Source organism: Niallia circulans (assembly GCF_003726095.1).
Lineage (GTDB): Bacteria > Bacillota > Bacilli > Bacillales > Cytobacillaceae > Niallia > Niallia circulans_A.
Genome location: NZ_CP026031.1, coordinates 1,565,775 through 1,586,443 on the forward strand (window position 1 = coordinate 1,565,775; position 20,669 = coordinate 1,586,443).

The 20,669-nt window shown below is 34.9% G+C and carries 20 protein-coding genes and 1 riboswitch; of the genes, 5 read left to right on the forward strand and 15 right to left on the reverse strand.

The genetic code is table 11. The features are described from left to right. Positions 1-24 precede the first annotated feature (24 nt). The 3 genes from C2I06_RS07450 to C2I06_RS07460 all read left to right on the forward strand — a co-directional run bounded on the left by C2I06_RS07450 (position 25) and on the right by C2I06_RS07460 (position 2,114). A complete protein-coding gene (locus tag C2I06_RS07450) occupies positions 25-900 on the forward strand; it encodes a LysR family transcriptional regulator (RefSeq protein WP_095333719.1) in 876 nt (291 codons plus the stop codon). Between the two features lie 144 nt (positions 901-1,044). Next, positions 1,045-1,425 (forward strand): CidA/LrgA family protein, encoded by a 381-nt coding sequence (locus C2I06_RS07455; protein WP_235850352.1) that lies wholly within the window; start codon positions 1,045-1,047, stop codon positions 1,423-1,425. Continuing rightward, complete coding sequence (locus C2I06_RS07460) at positions 1,422-2,114, forward strand: LrgB family protein (protein ID WP_095333716.1); 693 nt, start codon at positions 1,422-1,424, stop codon at positions 2,112-2,114. Before C2I06_RS07455 ends, C2I06_RS07460 begins: the two co-directional genes overlap by 4 nt. A 422-nt stretch (positions 2,115-2,536) precedes the next feature. Here C2I06_RS07460 and C2I06_RS07465 read toward each other — a convergent pair whose 3' ends face one another. Further along, complete coding sequence (locus C2I06_RS07465) at positions 2,537-2,740, reverse strand: cold-inducible protein YdjO-related protein (RefSeq protein ID WP_171510321.1); 204 nt, start codon at positions 2,738-2,740, stop codon at positions 2,537-2,539. A gap of 437 nt (positions 2,741-3,177) precedes the next feature. On the opposite strand from C2I06_RS07465, the gene C2I06_RS07470 reads away from it, so the two are divergent. After that, positions 3,178-3,465 (forward strand): DUF6509 family protein, encoded by a 288-nt coding sequence (locus C2I06_RS07470; protein ID WP_095333715.1) that lies wholly within the window; start codon positions 3,178-3,180, stop codon positions 3,463-3,465. A gap of 70 nt (positions 3,466-3,535) precedes the next feature. On the opposite strand, the gene C2I06_RS07475 is transcribed toward C2I06_RS07470, so the two are convergent. The 11 genes from C2I06_RS07475 to ku all read right to left on the reverse strand — a co-directional run bounded on the left by C2I06_RS07475 (position 3,536) and on the right by ku (position 15,373). After that, positions 3,536-3,931, reverse strand: a complete 396-nt coding sequence (locus C2I06_RS07475; RefSeq protein WP_123257794.1) for a cytosolic protein — start codon at positions 3,929-3,931, stop codon at positions 3,536-3,538. A 206-nt stretch (positions 3,932-4,137) separates the two neighbouring features. Then, positions 4,138-4,338: a cold-shock protein gene (locus tag C2I06_RS07480; protein WP_047940491.1), complete on the reverse strand. Its 201-nt coding sequence runs from the start codon at positions 4,336-4,338 to the stop codon at positions 4,138-4,140. A 157-nt stretch (positions 4,339-4,495) separates the two neighbouring features. After that, positions 4,496-5,953 carry a degradosome RNA helicase CshA gene (gene cshA / locus C2I06_RS07485; RefSeq protein WP_123257795.1) on the reverse strand — a complete coding sequence of 486 codons (1,458 nt, stop codon included), beginning with the start codon at positions 5,951-5,953 and terminating at the stop codon, positions 4,496-4,498. Between the two features lie 497 nt (positions 5,954-6,450). Then, positions 6,451-6,651, reverse strand: a complete 201-nt coding sequence (locus tag C2I06_RS07490; protein WP_016203922.1) for a cold-shock protein — start codon at positions 6,649-6,651, stop codon at positions 6,451-6,453. A 259-nt stretch (positions 6,652-6,910) separates the two neighbouring features. After that, entirely contained in the window at positions 6,911-7,753 is an 843-nt protein-coding gene (locus C2I06_RS07495; protein ID WP_123257796.1) for a bifunctional 5,10-methylenetetrahydrofolate dehydrogenase/5,10-methenyltetrahydrofolate cyclohydrolase, read from the reverse strand. Between the two features lie 41 nt (positions 7,754-7,794). Further along, positions 7,795-7,878: riboswitch (ZMP/ZTP riboswitch) on the reverse strand. 784 nt (positions 7,879-8,662) lie between these two features. Then, the gene (locus C2I06_RS07500; RefSeq protein ID WP_123259132.1) at positions 8,663-10,288 is read right to left on the reverse strand and encodes a glycerol-3-phosphate dehydrogenase/oxidase; all 1,626 of its coding nucleotides are present in this window, start codon (positions 10,286-10,288) and stop codon (positions 8,663-8,665) included. Positions 10,289-10,583: 295 nt separating this feature from the next. Next, positions 10,584-12,074 (reverse strand): glycerol kinase GlpK, encoded by a 1,491-nt coding sequence (glpK, locus tag C2I06_RS07505; protein ID WP_123257797.1) that lies wholly within the window; start codon positions 12,072-12,074, stop codon positions 10,584-10,586. Between the two features lie 27 nt (positions 12,075-12,101). Next, on the reverse strand, positions 12,102-12,920 hold the full coding sequence (locus C2I06_RS07510; RefSeq protein WP_123257798.1) for an MIP/aquaporin family protein: 819 nt from the start codon (positions 12,918-12,920) through the stop codon (positions 12,102-12,104). A gap of 288 nt (positions 12,921-13,208) precedes the next feature. Next, complete coding sequence (locus C2I06_RS07515; protein ID WP_095333709.1) at positions 13,209-13,754, reverse strand: glycerol-3-phosphate responsive antiterminator; 546 nt, start codon at positions 13,752-13,754, stop codon at positions 13,209-13,211. Between the two features lie 62 nt (positions 13,755-13,816). Then, a complete protein-coding gene (locus C2I06_RS07520) occupies positions 13,817-14,464 on the reverse strand; it encodes a phosphatase PAP2 family protein (protein WP_095333707.1) in 648 nt (215 codons plus the stop codon). 87 nt (positions 14,465-14,551) lie between these two features. After that, entirely contained in the window at positions 14,552-15,373 is an 822-nt protein-coding gene (gene ku / locus C2I06_RS07525) for a non-homologous end joining protein Ku (RefSeq protein ID WP_123257799.1), read from the reverse strand. Between the two features lie 187 nt (positions 15,374-15,560). Here ku and ligD point away from each other — a divergent pair, with 187 nt between their 5' ends. Beyond that, complete coding sequence (ligD, locus tag C2I06_RS07530; RefSeq protein WP_123257800.1) at positions 15,561-16,790, forward strand: DNA ligase D; 1,230 nt, start codon at positions 15,561-15,563, stop codon at positions 16,788-16,790. 127 nt (positions 16,791-16,917) lie between these two features. On the opposite strand, the gene C2I06_RS07535 is transcribed toward ligD, so the two are convergent. The 3 genes from C2I06_RS07535 to C2I06_RS07545 form a co-directional block, all read right to left on the reverse strand. Next, positions 16,918-17,847, reverse strand: a complete 930-nt coding sequence (locus tag C2I06_RS07535) for an ATP-dependent DNA ligase (protein ID WP_123257801.1) — start codon at positions 17,845-17,847, stop codon at positions 16,918-16,920. 253 nt (positions 17,848-18,100) lie between these two features. After that, the gene (gene dapF / locus C2I06_RS07540; RefSeq protein WP_123257802.1) at positions 18,101-19,087 is read right to left on the reverse strand and encodes a diaminopimelate epimerase; all 987 of its coding nucleotides are present in this window, start codon (positions 19,085-19,087) and stop codon (positions 18,101-18,103) included. A 134-nt stretch (positions 19,088-19,221) separates the two neighbouring features. Next, positions 19,222-20,463: an EAL and HDOD domain-containing protein gene (locus tag C2I06_RS07545; protein WP_095333700.1), complete on the reverse strand. Its 1,242-nt coding sequence runs from the start codon at positions 20,461-20,463 to the stop codon at positions 19,222-19,224. Between the last annotated feature and the right edge of the window lie 206 nt (positions 20,464-20,669).

The following is a 20,669-nucleotide window of genomic DNA, read 5'->3' on the forward strand; positions in this document are numbered from 1 at the left end:
TCAATCATAAAAGGAGGAAAAATAATGGAAATTAGACAGCTACATTACTTCGTGGAAGTGGTGAAACAAAAGAATATGACAAAAGCCTCAGACAAGCTTCATATTTCACAGCCTGCGCTAAGTAAAGCAATCAAAAGCTTAGAAGCCGAGATTGGTTTAACCCTAATTCACCGCTCCAATAAAACCCATGAGCTTACAGATGCAGGGTCAGTCGTATATGAATATGGGCAAAAAATTATTGCACAAGTGGAAGAAATGTCATCTACCCTGCACGATATGACCAATTTAACTAGAGGAAATATTAATATTGGCCTTCCGCCAATCATCGGAAGCTTATTCTTCCCAAAAATAATCGCCGCATTTCATAAAGCATATCCAAATATCCAAATAAATATAAAAGAATATGGTGCGGCAAAAGTTGTTAAAAGTGTCGAAGAGGGTGAATTTGAAATGGGTGTCGCTGTACTTCCCTTAGCAGATGAAGCTTTTAACATCTTCCCACTTGTAAAGGAAGAAATGAAATTAATTGTACCTGTATCTCATCGGTTTGCAAATAGACAAAAGGTGCAAATGAAAGAATTAAAAGAAGAAGAATTTATTTTTTACAGTGAAGAATTTGCCTTATATGAAATTATGCGCAAAAAATTTATCCAAGAAGGATTTGAGCCAAATATTATCTTCAAAAGCTCCCAGTGGGACTTTATGGTTGAGATTGTGGCAGCAAATCTAGGAATTTCAATCCTCCCCGAATCAATATGTAATCGAGCAAATAATAATCAAGTTCGCTTTGTTGACTTAGAGCCTATTACCAATTGGGAACTAGTCATCATTACGAAAAAGGATCGCTATTTATCCGTTGCTAGCAGAAGATTCATTGACTTTGTTCTTAACAATGAATAAAGTCCATATATCTTCTAATATCATTATAACTATTAGTTATATTAACTATAATTACTATGTATTTTACGAATAACTAAGTTAAGCGTATGATATTCATATACGAAAGAGATGGAAGATTTCATTCCATCAAATGAATATCAGAAGGTGATCTCATTGAAGAATATAGTGATAATTGCTGGGCAAATCATATTCCTTCATGTTTTTCTTTTTATCGGGATGGGAATTAAAATGATTGTTACAATACCAATTCCTGCTTCAATGATTGGATTAATAATTCTTTTTATTGGTTTAAAGCTTAAATTAGTGAAAGTGGAATGGGTAGAAAAAGGGGCAGCTTGGCTGCTTGCAGAATTGTTGTTATTTTTTATTCCATCAGCTGTTGGAATTGTTAATTACAACGAAATTTTAAATATAAAAGGAATTGAAACAGTCTTACTAATTGCAATAAGCACATTTTTTGTTATGGGGGCTACAGGTTTTACTGCTGAAAAAATATATAACAGAAAGAGACGTTTTAGCAAATGATCAAAATTATAATTCTTACCATTATTACTTATGTGCTTTATCGAATAGCAAAAGCATGTTATAAAAAATATAATATGCCGCTATTTCACCCATTGTTAGTTACCCCTATCTTGCTGATCTTATTTATTACTGTTTTTCATATTCCAGCAACGACTTATATGGAATCAGCCCAGCCATTAACCCATTTATTGGGTCCGGCGACTATCGCTTTTGCTGTTCCTATTTATAAAAATTTACATTTATTAAAAAAGCATTTTTCCATTATTATTGTCAGTGTAACAACAGGCACTTTAGTCGCCATCTTTTCATCCTATTTATTATCTATTTTGATTCGTTTAAATAATGATTTTATTATGAGTATTTTACCACGTTCCATAACTACCCCTATTGCTATTGTTGTTTCAGAAGAAATCGGTGGTTTGCCAACATTAACAACGATATTCGTCATTATAACAGGGGTTCTTGGAGGAATTATAGGTCCATATGCAATAAAATGGCTATCCCTTCGATCTCCCATTGCAAAGGGCCTAGCGCTTGGAATGGGAGCGCATGGAGTTGGAACATCAAAAGCAATGGAATTTGGTGAACAAGAAGCGACCTTCTCGACATTAGCCATGATATTAGCAGCGTGGATTACTGTCCTATGGGGTACATCCTTAATTCCATTAATGCTTAATTTGACTGTATAATTAAGCAAGTTTTTGGTACAAGAAATAAATTTTAGCTTCGCTATTACTATCGCAGCCTTCATACACTTTGCTCTTCACATGATAAGCGAAGTGTATGAAGGCTGCACTCTTTTTCCAACTAAAAAAGTTTTATCCATTCAGTATTAAAATTGAAAAAATGGTGCTAGAGACACTCTCCTGGCTTTAGGAGTCTAGGTGTCTCTAGCACCATAGTGTATATGATAAAAATGATCCAAAGAGCTCAAACAAAAATGTTTGCATTTATATATTTATTTGCGTTTATTTTAAGCTGGAATATATTTATTTAAGTCCCAGCTTAAAATAAACGCAAATAAAAAAATCTCCATCGGTGGATAAGACCTCACAAGATTATCCACCCAGAAAATCTTGTGAGGTCCATCCTATTTTGGAAAATTCCTTTTTTATTTTGAATATATACTATTATTATTAACCACTTGAAGCTCTCTAGTTGTTTTTACCATGTCACTTCCGCAGATTGGGCACTTTGGTGTCTCACTGCTTTTAAAATTATCACGGATCCAACATTTACACGTATCTGATGTACAATCCCAAACCACCACTTCTTCTTTAACAATTTCTTCATTATTTCTTCTACCAAATCCCATTGCCAAATGAAGCACCTCCAGGAAGCTAATTATTTGTTAAAACTTTAGTTTTCCATCTCTGTTCATAAAAAGTAAAACATTACTTCTACAAACTCATTCAAGAACTACAAAACGAAAGTCTTAACAGGATAAAATAAAAAACACTTGTAAACCAGAGAAAAACATTAAAAAATCCCTAAACAAGTGTAAACAAAAAATATAATCTAAAAACTAAAATCTAATATTAAATATACCATATACTAATAAAAATGTCAAACAGTTTATTATGCCATACTTTCTACCTCCAATGCAAATATTATTTTAAAAACTACTTTATTTTTTTTAAATCGATTCGCCCCCTAAAAGGAATACAATTAGCTATTCTGACTTTAATATGATATTATTTTCAAAGTGAAAGTACTATAATATTGTTTTGAATTTATTGGAGGTTTATAATAGTGAACATTAAAGAATATACAGTTGAGGAAATTAAAGATCCTACCGGCATCCTTGCTGGCCAGCGTTTTGAATTTTTCCTTACTGTTGAGTTTGATGAGGAAGATGAATTAGCAAATGAAGATCATTTACAAATAAAAATCTTATTTTCTGTGGACGACAATGGTTCCCATATATTGAATTATCATTTTTATGATAGCTTAGAAAATAAATATTTGGATTATGGTTTAGAGGAAGATGAATTAGCAGAAATACAAGCATTTTGCAAGCAACATTATTTAGAGGATTAATATTAAACCAATTCCGTTCAAATGGAATTAAGCTAATAAAGCTGGAGAAAATAATCTCCAGCTTTTCTCTTTATACTTCTACCAATTTTCCATCCTCTACAATATGGTGCATTAAATGAGCCAGATAGTGAATAGGACCAAAGTCTTCTTCTTCCTCTTCTTCGCCTTCTTCATACTGGAGATCATTTAGGTGCAGGGCAACAAATTGATAAAAATCTTTTAATTGAAAACTAAAGCATGCTGTTGGTTCTTCCTTTTCTTCTTCATATTGCAGGACTAAGTATGATTCTTTACCTTGTTCGTCTTCAGCGTCAAAATATATAAAGAATCCGATATTTGTATCTAATTCAAATAATTGACGTGTACCGCCACTGGTAACACGATTAAAATCATCTTCACTTAGTTTTTGCACAATCATTTGGTCTACTCCATCTTCTACATGAAAATTCACCGTAAATTCTTTCATGTTATGCACCTCTTTCTTTCTCTATATCATTTAACAGATCAAAACAAACTGAACTTTAAACCCAATATGAATCACAACTCAATGATCCGCTAAGAAACAAACATCAAGCAAATTCATTTAGGCTTGATGAAAGTATTCTTTCTTATTTTATCCAAATAGCATTCATTTAGCAAAAAAAAGAGCCCCGTAGGACTCTTCCTTACATTTTATAGTTTTGTTACATTAACAGCCTGTGGTCCGCGGCTGCCTTCTTCTATATCAAAATTAACTTCTTGACCTTCGTCTAAAGTTTTGAATCCTTCTGTTTGGATCGCAGAATAATGAACAAATACATCTTCTCCGCCATCTACTTCGATAAATCCAAAGCCTTTTTCTGAATTAAACCATTTTACTTTACCTGTTGCCATTTTTTTATTGCCTCCTAGATTTAAATAACAAGGATATATCCTATCCTTCATTTACCTAGTTTCCCCAATTTATTTCATTTAAAACGTTGAAACATCAAATACCAATATTTTCTTCCAAATAAAAGGGAAACCACGGTATAAAGTAAGCTATAAACGATTACTTACTTCTGTTACGACTTCTAGGTCTTCTATCACCAGAAGAGTTCGGGCGTTTTCTATCATAGCTGCCGCGTTCTCCCCCACGATCAGAACGACGTCTGCGATTACCGCCGCCAGATCGGTTATCTTTTTTCTTTGAACGCAATGGCTCAACAGCCGTTAATTTAACTGGTGTAGCATCTGGCTCTTTTGTAAGAAGCTTTAATGCTGCTGCAAGAAGTGTTACAGAATCGGTTTCTTCTAATAAGCCTTCTGCAACTCGCTTATACTCTGCATAGTCATTTTCTTCAATTGTTTTTGCAATTTTACTAATTGTTGCTTGTTGGTTTCCAGCTAACACATCTGTTAGAGAAGGAATTGGCTTTTTCGTCATTGATTTCTTCGTAACATTTTCAATAATACGTAAATGATCAAGTTCTCTAGGAGATACAAATGTTACAGCTAGTCCTTTTTTACCAGCACGTCCTGTTCTACCAATTCGGTGAACATAGCTTTCTGGATCTTGTGGGATATCAAAGTTATAAACATGAGACACACCGCTAATATCAAGGCCTCTAGCTGCTACATCTGTTGCTACCATGATATCAATGCTTTGTTCCTTGAAACGGCGAATAACTTGGTCACGTTTACCTTGTGGAATATCACCGTGAATTCCTTCTGCAGAGTATCCACGTTTAATAAGGCCTTCTACCACTTCATCGACACGTCTCTTCGTACGACCAAAAACAATAGCTAGTTCAGGTGATTGAATGTCCAGCAAACTGCATAACACATCGAATTTTTGACGCTCTTGCACTTCGATATAATGTTGCTCAATGTTTGTAACAGTCATTTCTTTTGCCTTCACTCTTACTACTTGAGGTTCAACCATAAATCTTTCTGCAAGGCTTTGAATTCTTTTCGGCATTGTTGCTGAAAACAATAATGTTTGACGAGAATCTGGCGTTTCACTTAAAATCCTTTCAATATCATCAATGAATCCCATGTTAAGCATTTCATCCGCTTCATCAAGAACAATCATTTTTAAATCTTGTAAGCGAATTGTTTTACGTTCAATATGGTCAATTAATCGACCAGGTGTAGCCGCAATAATTTCCGGCTTCTTTTTTAGCCCACGAATTTGGCGGTTAATGTCTTGCCCACCATATATTGGCAATGTACGGATTCCTTTTACAGAGCCGATACGATTTAATTCTTCTGCTACTTGGACTGCTAATTCTCTTGTTGGAGCAATTACTAGTCCTTGAACTGCTTTGCCAACCTCAATTTTCTCTAGTAAAGGCACACCAAAGGCAGTTGTTTTACCAGTACCTGTTTGAGCTTGTCCAATCATGTCCTTACCTGATAATGCAATCGGAATCGCCTGCGCCTGAATTGGTGTTGGCTCTTCAAATCCCATATTTGATAATGCTTTTTCTAAACTGCTGCTTAATTTAAAATCTGAAAAAGTTGTCAATACTTTTTCCTCCTTGTTATTGTACTCCGTTGATTGATATTCCTTAGAATATAGGGCCAGAAATGTCGTAGGATAGGATCTTTATCATTTTAAATGAATGGATTCCACTAATTTTAGCGCATGATTACTCTTATATAGACCTTAAAACACCGCCCTATTATTAGGGACATTATTTGTTTAGAAAATACCAACCTAGAGTGTATTGTTTTATTTTGTTATAAATATATACTCTCCATTTTATTTCACTTTTTTTCATTTTCCAAAACATTAAGGTAAATAGGATCAATTAAAAGCCTGCATACCATACTTTAGTGGGAAATTATGTGGTTTTTTAACGGATGAATATAATGAAGTTGATGGAGAATTTTTATCTAAATGCCAATCTAAGCCATTTATTTTCGTTATTCTTCCTTTCACTGAAAAACAAAGCTTTATGTGAAACATCATTAAAAAAGGTGATGCATTTTGAAAGGCATCACCTTTTTTTGTTTTTTTTATTAAGCTTTAGTTACGTTAGAAGCTTGTGGTCCACGGTTACCTTCAACGATTTCAAAAGTTACGTCTTGGCCTTCTTCTAAAGTTTTGAAACCTTCTGTTTGAATTGCAGAGAAGTGAACAAATACGTCTTGACCTTCAGAAGACTCGATGAATCCAAAACCTTTTTCTGCGTTAAACCATTTTACTTTACCTGTGTTCATTGTAAAACCTCCAAAAATGTGTTACACACTAAGCACCTAATATAACTTTTAGGAATCGATACGTCATTTAACATGAAAAAGCCGTAGCTGAAATGATGTAGAAGAAAATCGCCTACATACGTTGCAGCTACGACCACCTTATCCTTAAAACATATACCGAACTTAATTGCGTTACATTTATAATATAATTTTTTTGCGTTTTTGTCAATAACGTTTTCAAAACTTAAGAAATTTCATATTCTATTGTTTGATTTCATTATTACTCGATTGCTGCTTCTGCAGAATCAACCGTATGCTTTAACAGCATACTAATCGTAACTGGTCCAACTCCTCCAGGAACTGGGGTGATGGCAGAAGCTTTTTCTAAACAAGCTTCATAATCAACATCTCCAATATTGCCTTTATTATAGCCAGCATCCAAAATAACAGCACCTGGTTTAATCCATTCACCTTGAATAAAATTAGGTTTTCCAACAGCAGCAATCACAATGTCTGCCTGTTTGACATGATCTTCTAAATGAACCGTTCTCGAGTGGCAGGTTGTCACCGTTGCATCTTTATTTAAAAGCAATGCAGAAACAGGCTTCCCTAAAATCGGACTACGCCCTACTACTACAGCGTGTTTCCCATTAACTTCTATATTATAATGCTCCATAATTTTCATTATAGCTGCTGGAGTACAGGATGGATATTTACCAAATCCTAAAGCTGTTTGCCCATATCCAAAACTAGTAACACCGTCTACGTCTTTCTCAATCGCAATTGCTTCAAATGCTTTCCGTTCGTCTATATGGCTTGGAACGGGATGTTGTAAAAGAATGCCATGCACCTTTTCATCGTTATTTAATGAATGAATCGTTGCTAACAATTCTTCTGTCGTTGTTTGTTTATCTAAATGAATTTTTCTTGAATCTATGCCGAGCTTTGCACACGCATTTCCTTTCATTCGTACATACGTTGCGGATGAAGAATCATCGCCAACTAATATCGTTGCCAAGCATGGAGTAATCCCTTTTTCCTTTAAAGCACTTATTCTTCCTTTTAATTCGTCCTTTACTGCATTTGCTACTACATTTCCGTCTAAAATTAATTTTTCCGACATGTATATACCTCCTGGTAAATTATAAAAAGAAGTGCTTTATGCCCTTCTGCCCAGACGACCGGCTATACATATACACAGCTCCCATATGGTTATTTCCATTTATGTCGTCAGTCACTATGTATTGATAAGTTCATTTGTATCATATCATAGCTCCCTTTTAAAGAAAATAATCTTCCCATTATTTTCTTATAATAATAGAGGAAAGTACCAGATCAGCTTTATCAAATAAAAAAGGACCTTTAAATCTGATGATCAACTCAGATTTAAAGGTCCCATTCGTGTATTCATCGATTGAATACAATTAAGCAATGCATATATTTAAGGAAATACACATCTATTAAAATGGTGTAATGCCTAAAACAACGAAAGCCCTACCTCTCTTTCATCCTTACGGTTCCTAGACCGTGCCAGTGTGAATTTAGGGTGAATTGTGCAGAACACAAAAATACATTTTCGAAAAAATAATGGAAGGATTAATCCGCATTAGGAAGGATTTAAATGTGTTTTTGAAGATAAATGGAGTGTAATTGTTTTGAATGCTATTATATAGTTGTTCCGTTTACTTATAAATTTCTTGTTACTTTACACAATAATTCTACAAAATTCTGTTAAACCTCAAATACATACAAGGAACATCTTATCGCAAAATTTGCTTATAGTCAACCATTAGTTTCCCTATTTTTGTAAAAACATTATTTTGTGGATGGTAAAATCGTTATTCTTACTATTATCAATCTCCATTTCATACACTTAATTACCACAATTTGATCAGTGCGATTCCTGGCGTGTTGTTAGCTAGAGGCGACTGCATGAATCACATAAGCGCGTCACCTCCAGCTAACCAACCTATCATATATTTTAAGAAATTTCGTTTTAATGAGGATAGCCTTATTCCCTATTAACTTTCAATTATCCTGCGAACGGTACAGTTGCTTTGTGTATTTCCTTTTCTAGTTCGGCTGTTAAAGTGTTAGTCCTTTCGACGCTCCAATCATAATATTCTGCCATGTATTCAATTACCGCATCTTTTACTTCCTTTACTTTTGCAATATCAAATAGCAGCATTCCTGTCCGTCTGAGGAGTACATCTGTCGGAGTCATTGCAAATTCATATTCCATTGCATAGTGAATTCGTGCAAGTAGGACCGGAGAAAGTTCTTCATGTTTCCCGCTTAAATCCTTCGCAAGTTCATAAAGAATAGGAGCATTACTGCCATATAGTCTTGCAATTTTTTCTGCTTCCTCTTTTAAGAGTCCTCCATTCATTCCTTTTGTTAAGATATCCTGGATATACGCAGAAAACCCTTTTGAACCACCGACATCTCCACCGGAAATTGGCATTGTCTTTGTCATACATTGTTTAAATGATTTCCCCGTCTTCTCTTGCAATCTAGCGGAAACAAGATTAACAACTGTTTCAGCCATTTTACGATAACCAGTTAATTTCCCTCCAGCAATAGTAATAAGTTTACTGTCAGACTCCCAGATTTCATCCTTTCGAGAAATTTCGGATGGATCTTTTCCATCTTCCAAAATCAACGGTCTCACTCCCGCCCAGCTTGACTCCACATCTTCTGCGGAAACAGAGATCGAAGGAAACATAAATTTAATTGCTTCTAAAAGATAATCTCTATCTTCTTTCGACATCGATGGATGAATGGGATCTTCACTATAAAAAGTATCTGTTGTCCCAACATATGTTTTGCCATCCCGCGGAATGGCAAAAACCATCCTCTTATCTGGTGTATCAAAATAAATTGCTTGTTTTAAAGGAAATACAGATTGATCAATAACTAAATGAACCCCTTTTGTCAGCTGAAGCGTTTTTCCTTTTCGGCTTCCATCAATCGTTCTTAATGTATCAACCCATGGTCCAGTTGCATTTACCACGACATTGGCATAAATGGGGTAAACCGCATTAGAGATAAGATTTCTAACTTCTACGCCTTCTATTTTACCGTTTTTATCATATAGGAAGTTCTCTACTTTCGTATAATTTATCGCCGTTGCACCACAATCAACTGCCTTTTTCATTACTTCCACAGTCAGGCGACTGTCATCTGTGCGATATTCCACATAATATCCTCCACCTTTAAGCCCATCTTTCTTAATTAATGGTTCTTTCGCAAAGGTTTCTTCTTTCGATAGCATTTTTCTACGTTCCGTCTTTTTCACTCCAGCAAGAAAATCATATACTCTTAAACCGATATTGGTGGAAAATTTACCAAACGTTCCTCCTTGGTGCAAGGGAAGTAACATCCATTCTGGTGTAGTTACATGTGGTCCATTTTCATACACCACTTCTCTCTCTTTCCCTACTTCTGCAACCATCTTCACTTCGAATTGCTTTAAATAGCGGAGACCTCCATGAACGAGCTTTGTTGATCTGCTTGAAGTTCCTGCTGAAAAGTCCTGCATTTCTACAAGAGCAACTTCCATTCCTCTTGCTGCGGCATCTAAAGCGATACCCGCTCCTGTAATGCCTCCCCCGATAACTAACACATCAAATTTATTATTCATTAACTGTTGTTGCATTTTTTCTCTACTACTTGGCTTCTTTTGCAAAGTAAAACCCTCCCTATATCTTAAAAAACTTGTTAGTTAAATAATTTCCTTACGTTATTCATTCAAAACAATTTGGTTCGTACATGATCTAAACACAAACAAAAAGAGACCACAAAGCTACATTACCAATTAAACGATAATGCTTTGTGGTCTCTCCATTTCTCCAGACAAAAAATATTAACTTGTTTTTATTATATCATATTAATCTATATATTCATAGTATTTATACTATTTTATTAAACTTTTAAACAGAAAGCTATTCCTTTTATTTAAAAGCCATCGTGGCTTTAACAGCTTTCTTCCAGCCAGTATATAATGCTTCTCTTGTCTCTTCCTCCATTTTTGGTTCGTAGGAACGATCAAGGCTCCATTGCTCCGCAATTTCCTTTTGATCTTTCCAAAAACCGACAGCTAAACCAGCAAGATAAGCTGCTCCTAATGCAGTTGTCTCATTTATAACAGGTCTTTCTACAGGAACATTTAAAATATCTCCCTGGAACTGCATAAGGAAATTATTTCGAACGGCTCCTCCGTCTGCTCGTAATGTTTTGACTTGAATATTCGAATCAGTCTCCATTGCACCCAAAACATCTTTTGTTTGATAGGCAAGTGATTCTAGTGTCGCCCGAATAAAATGCTCTTTTGTTGTCCCTCTCGTTACCCCAAACATTGCCCCGCGAACATCACTGTCCCAGTAAGGAGTCCCAAGTCCAACAAATGCTGGTACAATATAAACTCCATCTGTAGAATCTACTCTGCTTGCATAGTCTTCGCTATCTTTGGCATCTTTTATCATTCTCAATCCATCTCTTAGCCACTGGATAGCAGATCCGGCCACAAAGATGCTTCCCTCAAGCGCATAATTCACTTTTCCATCTATTCCCCATGCGATTGTTGTTAACAAGCCATGATCTGATTTTACTGCTTTTTCACCTGTGTTCATTAGCATAAAGCAGCCAGTGCCATAAGTATTTTTCGCCATTCCCGCTTCAAAACATGCCTGACCAAATAAAGCAGCCTGTTGATCTCCTGCCACTCCTGCAATTGGTATTCTATTTCCGAAGAAATGCCCTTCCACTGTATGAGCATATATTTCAGAAGATCCTTTTACTTCTGGCAGCATAGTCTTTGGAACTGTTAATATTTCAAGTAATTCGTCATCCCATTTTAAATCATAGATATTAAACATTAGCGTACGTGAAGCATTTGTATAGTCTGTTACATGCGCTTTCCCACCAGATAATTTCCAGATTAGCCATGTATCAATTGTACCAAATAATAAATCCCCATTTTCCGCTTTTTGTCTTGCTCCATCCACGTGATCTAAAATCCACTTTACTTTTGTACCTGCAAAATAAGCATCAATTAAAAGTCCTGTTTTATCACGGAAAAGCTGATTATACCCTTGTGCTTTTAGTTCTTCGCAAATTTCATTTGTTTGTCTTGATTGCCACACAATAGCATTGTAGACGGGCGCCCCAGTATTTTTATCCCATACAACTGCCGTCTCCCGTTGGTTGGTGATCCCGATACCTTCTATTTGTTCCGGCTTAATATCCGATTCTGATAAAACTGTCGCAATAACTGCCAAAATAGAACCCCATATTTCATTTGCATTATGTTCAACCCAGCCTGGCTTCGGAAATATTTGTGTAAACTCTTTTTGTGCTACATGGACAATATCCCCTTTTTTATTGAAAATAATTGCTCTAGAACTTGTTGTCCCTTGGTCTAATGATAAAATAAATTTTTCCATAAAATAAAACCTCCCATTAGTAAATGATTATGCTACTTTTTTACCAATACTCTTACTTTCCCCTTTTGTCTTAAAAAATGCAAGTAATAATACAATGACAGTAATCGCTATCACAATCCAAAAGCTTGATAAGACAACCCCTTTAAAGATATACGTATAAAAAACGGCTGCTAGGGATCCACCTAGTATGGGACCAACAACTGGTATCCATGCATAGCGGAAATTCGATGATCCTTTGCCGGCAATTGGTAAAACAAAATGGGCAATTCTTGGACCAAGGTCACGTGCTGGGTTAATGGCATAGCCAGTTGTTCCCCCTAATGACATCCCAATTACAACAATAAGCAAACCTACAGCAAGCGGGTTAAGTCCCTCAGCGAAGCTATTTGCTCCAATAAAGAATAACCCAAGCACTAACATAAACGTTCCTATCAATTCACTTAATATATTTCCAAAGGTATGTGGAATAGCAGGACCTGTTGAAAAGACTGCTAATTTTGCTTCCGCATCCTTTGTTGCACCCCAATGCGGGAGATAGTGTAAATATACAATACATGCACCTAAAAAAGCGCCGATCATTTGTGCCAAGATATATGGCAATACTTGATTCCAAGCAAAATCACCTGTTATTGCCAGCGCGATGGTAACTGCTGGATTTAAGTGGGCCCCACTGATACTTCCGACAGCAAATGCTCCCATCGTAACCGCCAGCCCCCAGGCAAGAGTAATCACAATCCATCCTCCCCCATTAGAGAACGCTTTCTTTAAATTCGCACCAGCTACGACTCCTCCCCCGAATATAATCAAAATCATGGTTCCAACAACTTCTCCCATAAACGCAGACATCAAAATCCCCCTTTTCCTTGTTTCACTCTGTTTTATTCTGATAATTATCTTAAAATGAAATACCCCTAAACTACCATCATACTAATATTTATTTTTAGCATAATTACAGAGTGATTGTCATTAAAACATGCAAAAAAGGAGAACACGACAGATTAAGCCACTAAAATTATGGTGACTACTGCGTGTATCTCCTTTTCTCCAACACATTAAATTAACTTGTAAGGTAATTGTAAACGCTTCCTGACAGTCTGTCAATTATTTTTATCGTTTTCACTATAAAAAAATTATTTACTTTATTTTTTGCCATAATTCTTTTTTTGAAGTAGTTATACTAGTAGCCCCTGCTTCAATTGCATTACTTATATCCTTATCCGAGCGAATCAAACCACCCGCAAGAATAGGTACATTTAAACTCTCTTTTATTTCTTTAATCATCCAAGGCATTGTTCCTGGAAGCACTTCAATATAATCAGGATGTGTTCGTTGAACTAGCTTAACGCTTTTCGCTATTGCATGACTATCAAGGAGAAATACCCTTTGGATTGCTATCACGTTTTTCTGCTTTGCTTTTAAGATAACCGATGATTTTGTAGATATAAGTCCATATGGTTTAAATTCTTGACAGATAAACTCTGTTCCAAAATCATCACTTTTTAATCCTTGGATTAAGTCAACATGATAAATCATTTTCTTATTTGCTTTTTTTGCAAGCAAACTTATATGTTTTAACTGTGAAACATGTACTTCTAAAAATACGCCAATTTCATAATCACTTTTTAAAAATGCTTCAAATTCCTTCATATTGGATGATGCTGGAATAATATGCTGATTCATTTCATTTCCCCCAAAAATATTTCATTCTTCTCCGCTTAATTATTATTCATTCTGCATTCACACTAGCGTTTCGATTTAAATTCATATAGTCGAAATGCTAATATGCAAACAGCAGAATAGGCGATACCTATTGAGTAGCCACCAACAACATCTGTTGGATAATGGACACCTAAATATACTCTGCTTGTCCCTATTAAAAGAATAAAAAAACAGGCAATTATGTAAGCCAGCACTTTCTTCCCAGTAGATTTAAGCAAATGTATACATAAGTATGCACATGAGCTGAAGAAAATTAGCGAACCCATAGAATGTCCACTTGGAAAACTATAGCCTTTTTCTATTATAACAGGCAATATATCCGGACGCTCTCTTTTAAAGAACCATTTAAGAAGTGTATTTAATAATGCACCAAAACTATTAGTTGAAATGAAAAAAATAACTAAAGCATACTTTTTCTTCCATAGTAAAAGTACTGTAATAACTAGTATCGCGGCTGCAATAAACAGACTAGATCCTAAAAAGGTAATTCTTTCAACCCATATTGTTAAATCTTCTGAAATGAATGATTGCGTAAAGTGGATGATTGTCTCGTCAAATGAAATAATATCAGAGCTCTTTACATGTCTTGCAATAATATAAAATAGCCCACTAAAAATCAGGATAATTGCTAACATTATACCGATATATTTTGATGTTATTCTTTTCTCCATGTAAATCCCTCGCTGTTATATTTTAGTGCTAGCTATTCCTAAAATAGTAAAAGCTAGCACCTTGTCTTTTTCTTTTTTAAGCTTCTTTTACAACTTTCTTTCTTGTTGTTTTTTCTTTTTTTCCTCAGTTTTCTTAGGCTTTGTATTATCAATAGATGCTTGTAGTGCAGCCATTAAATCCATGACATTAGATTCCCTTGGCTTATCTGTGCCTGTCACTACCTCTTTGCCAGCTTTCTTCGCTTCAATCAATTCAAGAAGAGCTGTTCTGTATTCATCAGTATATTTCTCCGGAGTAAATTCTGTTGTTAATTGGTCAATTAATAAAATCGCTGTTTCCAATTCTTTTTTCTCGAGTTGATTTACTTCCGGAACATTTGGTACATCGTCCACTTTACGAACTTCATCAGGAAAATGTATGGTTTCCATTACGAGGGTATTTTCATACACCCTAATAATTGCCAGCTGCTCTTTGGAACGAATAATAATTTTCGCAATTCCAACTTTCCCTGTCTCAAGTAAAGCTTGTCTTAATAAGGCATAAGCCTTGTTCCCCCCTTCACCGGAAGACATATAATAGCATTTTTCAAAGTAAATGGGATCAATCTCTTCCATCTTCACAAAATCAATAATTTCCACTGCTTTATCTTCATTCTCTTTACGCAAATTTCCCAAGTCTTCTTCATCAAGGACAACATATTTTCCCTTTGCATATTCATATGCCTTCACGATTTCTTCTGGAGCAACTTCATTTCCACAAGCAGAACATTTTTTTTCATATTTAATCGGGGCATGACAAGCCTTATGAAGTGTTCTAAGCTTAATATCTTTATCTTCTATTGCCGAATGCAGCTTAATCGGTATGCTAACTAGTCCAAAACTTATATTTCCTTTCCACATTGTATGCATATTTATTCTCCCATCTCATTAGTTGAATGCAAAAGCAAAATTCATCATCGCTTTACTTCTATCTATTTATACATTGTGTCACCGGTTTTTTTTCATACTATTTAATTATTGGTAACAGACACTGTTCATACTTATGTACTTAAATAGTTATACTAGTAAGAGATAGTCAAATCAGGAGGATAGACAAATGCATAAAGCTGCATTTTTTATTAGTAATTATCATAAAAAAACAGACTCATTTGGTGTCAGCGTCATTGGAAATGAGAACATAATCCCTGTAGGCTCTTTTCAAAATGGCTTAAAAAGAGCAGAAAAAACAGCATTATTACAGATTATAAAAGAACATGCTATAAAGGAAGATGACAACTTTTATTTTCTAGATCCCGGAATTTGCGTAGAATTACAGTTTTCCTCTTTTCAACAGCATAGACTAAACAATCCTGTTTTTATCCAATTTTTATATAATAAAGATTGGAAAGACTGTACATTAGAGAATGTTATCGCAACAGAGTCTACGCCTATTACTCATGCTGATAAACCTCTTTTTCCCAATACCAAGATTACGAAACTTGATTATATTTTATATTTAAAAGAAGTCAGTCCATATTTACTTCCTTTTTTAGAAAATCGCTTATTGACTACAATTCGATTTCCCCATGGTTTATTTGGCGAATCTTTCTATCAAAAACAATGTCCAGACTACGCTCCTTCTTATGTGGAAACATATAAAAACGAAGACATAGAATATATTGTTTGTAATAATGTAGAAACGCTTATGTGGCTCGGAAATCAATTAGCGTTTGAATTTCACATTCCTTTTGAAACAATTTATTCTAATAGCATGCCTTCTGAAATTGTCTTTGATCTAGACCCGCCTTCTGTGGAACATTTTTATATGGCTATTAAAGCTGCAAAAGTTCTGCAACAGATTTTGGAACGATTACAGCTTTTATCTTTTGTGAAAATATCAGGAAATAAAGGAATTCAGGTGTATTTACCACTTCCAGAAAGAACATTTACTTATGAAAAAGTACGTTTATTCACAGAATTTATTGCTAATTATATGATTGAGGAAAATCCAGAGCTTTTCACCATAGAACGATTAAAGAAAAACCGCAGAAACAGATTATACATTGACTACATCCAACATAGTGAAGGAAAAACAATTATCGCTCCCTATTCCATTCGCGGTAATAAAGGCGGATATGTTGCATGCCCAATTGCATGGGATGAATTAACAGAAGATCTTCATCCTAGTCAATTTTCAATGGATGTTGTATTACAAAGACTTCAAAATGGGATTCATTCTTTCGCTGGTTATTTTGAGGCAAAAGAAAAACAACCTTTCCAGCAAGTACTAGATGTGTTAACAAATATACAAAACGAGGAAGGGACAGGAAAACATCTAAATAGATAATTGCGAAAACGAATTATCAAATCCTTGTATTTAAACATAAAGACAATAAACGCCCAAACAATGGTACGGAATTTTTTCTGTCTAATGTTTGGGCTTATTTCTAAAATACTATTAGATATGCGTGTTGTTATTCTAATGTGCATTCTTCAATGGGAATAGTGACAAATGACTCGATGACTGGATGCCTTAATGTTTTGCCTTCTGTCCATTCTAAAAAGGAGATTTTGACAGTGAGTGCTGGTCGCAGCCAGACTCCATCTTTCGCTTCCTTAAGATTAACAAAAGAACTTTCTTTTATAATGATTGGCTCAATCGCCTTGGAGACAGCAGCCCAGTCGTTTGCGGTCAATTTACTCGAACCGGCACTTCCAATATAAACCAACTGTCCTGACTCATCAAATAACCCGAGGTGGAGAGAATGAACCGTTTTATGTTTAATTGTTACTCCTCCCACTATAGCAATTAAATCCTGCTCTTTTTTTCTCTTAAGCCATCTTGCATCTTTTCCGCCCAGAACATAGGAACTGCCAAGATCCTTGCAGACGATTCCTTCCAACTGATGTTGTTGACAAACAGTGAATAAACCTTGCATATCAGCAAAATTTTCAACAAGTCGAACAACTTTCGTCTCAGCTATTTTTTCATGCAATATTTTTTGTCTTTCCAGTAACGGCTTATCTACTAACCACTGTCCATCGAGGAACAGGATATCAAAAACCATATAGGTAATGGGAATCTCTTCTTGCAGACCACTTAATCGCTCAAGATTTCTCACTCTGTCCCGTTTCATTACTTCATAAAAGGATGGTTTCCCATCCTGCAAAGCAATAACTTCCCCGTCGAGAATACAATTTTTTGCCTGTACGAAGGAACTAGTCTTTAGTAATTCAGGATATTGCTGCGTTCTTTCGTTTTTCTTTCGATTAAATAATTTTGTGTTCTCTCCATCATAGTAGGAGAGAATTCTTGTTCCATCCCACTTAACTTGAGCTATCCATTGATCCCCTTTTGGAATTGCTTCTGTTAGTAGTGGTTCAAACGGCTTTATTGGTTTCATGTCCTTTATTCCTTTTATCCTTACCATTTGCAAATAGAAAAAAATTATACAAGATTTTGTCTAGTTTTCCTCTTTTTGGCGCTCTTATCCTTGCTATTTTCCTGCTAAAAATGCAGGTTATTGTCCATTTTCTAATCACTTTAAAATCTTCTCAAGACGGTAACAAAAAGGTCAGTTCCTATTCCACATAACATAATGTTGAATAGACCTAACCTTTTCCTCCCATACTAACCAACTACTGTTCTCTGCAAATTTATTTTAAATGGTTTTCGACATATTGTTTTGCTTCTTGTTGCAGTTTTTTATATTGAACAGCTTCTTCCTCAAAATAGGACTTATTCGATACGGAAAAACTTTCCATCGCATCCCATTTAAACGATACATCAGCACGATAAACATAAGTGGCATTGCCAATTAAATCAATACGATATTGATCATTACGATGATGAACATAACAGCGGACTTTGCCTCCATTATTATACACATCTACATAGGTATTTTCTTGATTAAACCCATTTAGTATGGAAACAAGGGTTGAAGCAGACATAGCAGTTCCGCAAGCATTTGTAAACCCTACCCCTCTCTCGTATGTACGTACATAAATGTTACCTTTTTCTAATATCGATACAAAGCTAACATTTACACCGTCTGGAAAATACTCATTCGGACCATTCACATATTTACTTAATGTTTCTTGAATATCAGAATCAAGTACTGCTTTATCTACAAGTGTAATTAAATGTGGATTAGGCACAGCTAAAGCAGTAAATAATAAATCATTATTTAATCCCGGAATTTTCCCATTTATTAGTGTAGTCGATTCTACCTGTAATGGCAGGTCCTTTGTTTGAAAAGATACAGGAGATATTTCTACCAAATATGTTGGAATATTAGGATAAATATCTGCTTCGTTTTTCACCTCTAAATTAGCTTTCATTGTTTCAATCACTGCTTCCTCTACCTGAAGAAGTTCACAAACATATCGAGCGACACAACGAATCCCATTTCCACACATGGAAGCTTCGGAACCATCGGCATTAAAAACTCTCATTCTTGCATCCGCAACTTGACTAGGCATTACAAAAAGAATACCATCCGCCCCTAAAGAAGAACCTCTATTACATAACGTTTTAGCTATCTCCGTTCTTTCTTCTTCGGAAAACTGATAGGCGTCTGAAATTTCATCTATTATTAAAAAATCATTGCCACTTCCATGACATTTTGTAATTTTTATATTCATTTCATAATTCCTCCAAGCTGAATTTGTTTCTTATTTATTTTACTGTTCCTTTGTCTAACCTGCAATCAATTCTTCCTGACTAAAAAAGAGAAAACCTTAACAGCTTATAATCAAGTCGTTAAGGTCATTTCCATTCATCCATATAAATAATCATCATCTAATAGCTTCTTTGCCCATGAAATAGATTCTGCATATACTTTAAATAATTCTTTTTCTTGAATATTTAATTCTTTACAACCAAGTGCAATTCCGGGCCAGTCAGCTGTTTCTGCTGCAATGACCAATTGAAGCACGTCTTGTTGAACATTTTTCTGTCCTGATAAAGCTTGTACAATTGTTTCATCCAATGGTAGATCGGAAAGAATGCTATCCATATCCCTGTTCATAATGGTATCCATAAGAGAGAACATGCCCGTCAAAAAAAAACTTCCATATTCTATCCTTCCCGGTACAAGCTTTGCTACTGATTCGCACATTTTAGAACGTATTAAGCAATTATGCATCACTTCTAAAGAAATTCCATTCTTCCAGTCCTTTTCCCTAACTGTAAGAATATAAATCCATTTTCGAAGTTCTCTAAGCCCAATATATATAATGGCATGCTTAATACTAGTTACTTTTTGTTTTACTCCATATTCTAGTGTGTTAATTAATTTTAAAAGCTTATAGGATAAAGAAATATCCTGTTCAATCAATTTAGAAATACGGTTTATGTCTGGATTTTCATCATGTAGTAGCTCAAGAATCTTATAATACGTCGGCATATAGGTTGGCACATCATGGGAAGACATAATGAATGGTCTTGAGAAATAATAACCTTGAAAATAATGATAGCCTCTATTTCTTGCTTGTTTATACTCCGAACTTGTTTCAAGTTTTTCAGCAATTAATTCAAGATGATGCTTTTTAGCAACATCTTCTATTTCTGCTCGCACTTCTTTTGTCGTATTTTGAAAATCGACTTTAATCATATCTGCTAATCTTAGCAAAGAATAAGAGTATGGGTTACTTTTCTCAAAAATAAAATCATCTAAAGCTAGTTTGTAGCCTAATTGTTTGAGTTCTAAACAAATATCTATTATTTTTTGGCTTGGAACAACTGTTTCTAGAATTTCTATTACAATATCCCTTGGGTGAAAATATGTAGGAAGCTTAAGTTCTAATAAATTCTCCGTAAAATTAATAAAGCAAGGTTTACCATCTGATAATTTATCTATTCCAATATTAAGAAAACTATTAATAATAACATCTGTCGTTGCCTGATCACCATTCACATTGGGGAAGGAATTAATATTGTTATGTCTATAAAGTAGTTCATATCCATAAACTTCTTCGATTCGATTAAATAGTGGCTGTCTCGCCACAAAAACTTCCATTTATTTACCTCCGTCAATCTTTTTACGCTTAGTTATTGTCATTTTAATAAATTTATAAGTAGAAGGTTGTCGAACCTTGCTTGTAAGAAAATAATTTTTTCACAAAAAAATGTCATCATGAAAGTTTAAGGATTATCTAAGTTGTATTTAAAGGGAATGAAGAATAGATTCTTTGATTCTAGGACCTTGATAATAAAAATGATAGT

Coding starts and splice junctions, on each gene's coding strand:
- glpK (WP_123257797.1), bottom strand. CDS start 12,074: ATGGAAAAATTTATTTTATCATTAGACCAAGGGACAACAAGTTCTAGA.
- C2I06_RS07460 (WP_095333716.1), top strand. CDS start 1,422: ATGATCAAAATTATAATTCTTACCATTATTACTTATGTGCTTTATCGA.
- C2I06_RS07515 (WP_095333709.1), bottom strand. CDS start 13,754: ATGAATCAGCATATTATTCCAGCATCATCCAATATGAAGGAATTTGAA.
- C2I06_RS07500 (WP_123259132.1), bottom strand. CDS start 10,288: ATGCAACAACAGTTAATGAATAATAAATTTGATGTGTTAGTTATCGGG.
- C2I06_RS07480 (WP_047940491.1), bottom strand. CDS start 4,338: ATGGCAACAGGTAAAGTAAAATGGTTTAATTCAGAAAAAGGCTTTGGA.
- C2I06_RS07490 (WP_016203922.1), bottom strand. CDS start 6,651: ATGAACACAGGTAAAGTAAAATGGTTTAACGCAGAAAAAGGTTTTGGA.
- ku (WP_123257799.1), bottom strand. CDS start 15,373: ATGCATACAATGTGGAAAGGAAATATAAGTTTTGGACTAGTTAGCATA.
- C2I06_RS07450 (WP_095333719.1), top strand. CDS start 25: ATGGAAATTAGACAGCTACATTACTTCGTGGAAGTGGTGAAACAAAAG.
- C2I06_RS07535 (WP_123257801.1), bottom strand. CDS start 17,847: ATGAAACCAATAAAGCCGTTTGAACCACTACTAACAGAAGCAATTCCA.
- C2I06_RS07475 (WP_123257794.1), bottom strand. CDS start 3,931: ATGAAAGAATTTACGGTGAATTTTCATGTAGAAGATGGAGTAGACCAA.
- C2I06_RS07520 (WP_095333707.1), bottom strand. CDS start 14,464: ATGGAGAAAAGAATAACATCAAAATATATCGGTATAATGTTAGCAATT.
- C2I06_RS07465 (WP_171510321.1), bottom strand. CDS start 2,740: ATGGGATTTGGTAGAAGAAATAATGAAGAAATTGTTAAAGAAGAAGTG.
- C2I06_RS07495 (WP_123257796.1), bottom strand. CDS start 7,753: ATGTCGGAAAAATTAATTTTAGACGGAAATGTAGTAGCAAATGCAGTA.
- ligD (WP_123257800.1), top strand. CDS start 15,561: ATGCATAAAGCTGCATTTTTTATTAGTAATTATCATAAAAAAACAGAC.
- C2I06_RS07510 (WP_123257798.1), bottom strand. CDS start 12,920: ATGTCTGCGTTTATGGGAGAAGTTGTTGGAACCATGATTTTGATTATA.
- C2I06_RS07545 (WP_095333700.1), bottom strand. CDS start 20,463: ATGGAAGTTTTTGTGGCGAGACAGCCACTATTTAATCGAATCGAAGAA.
- dapF (WP_123257802.1), bottom strand. CDS start 19,087: ATGAATATAAAAATTACAAAATGTCATGGAAGTGGCAATGATTTTTTA.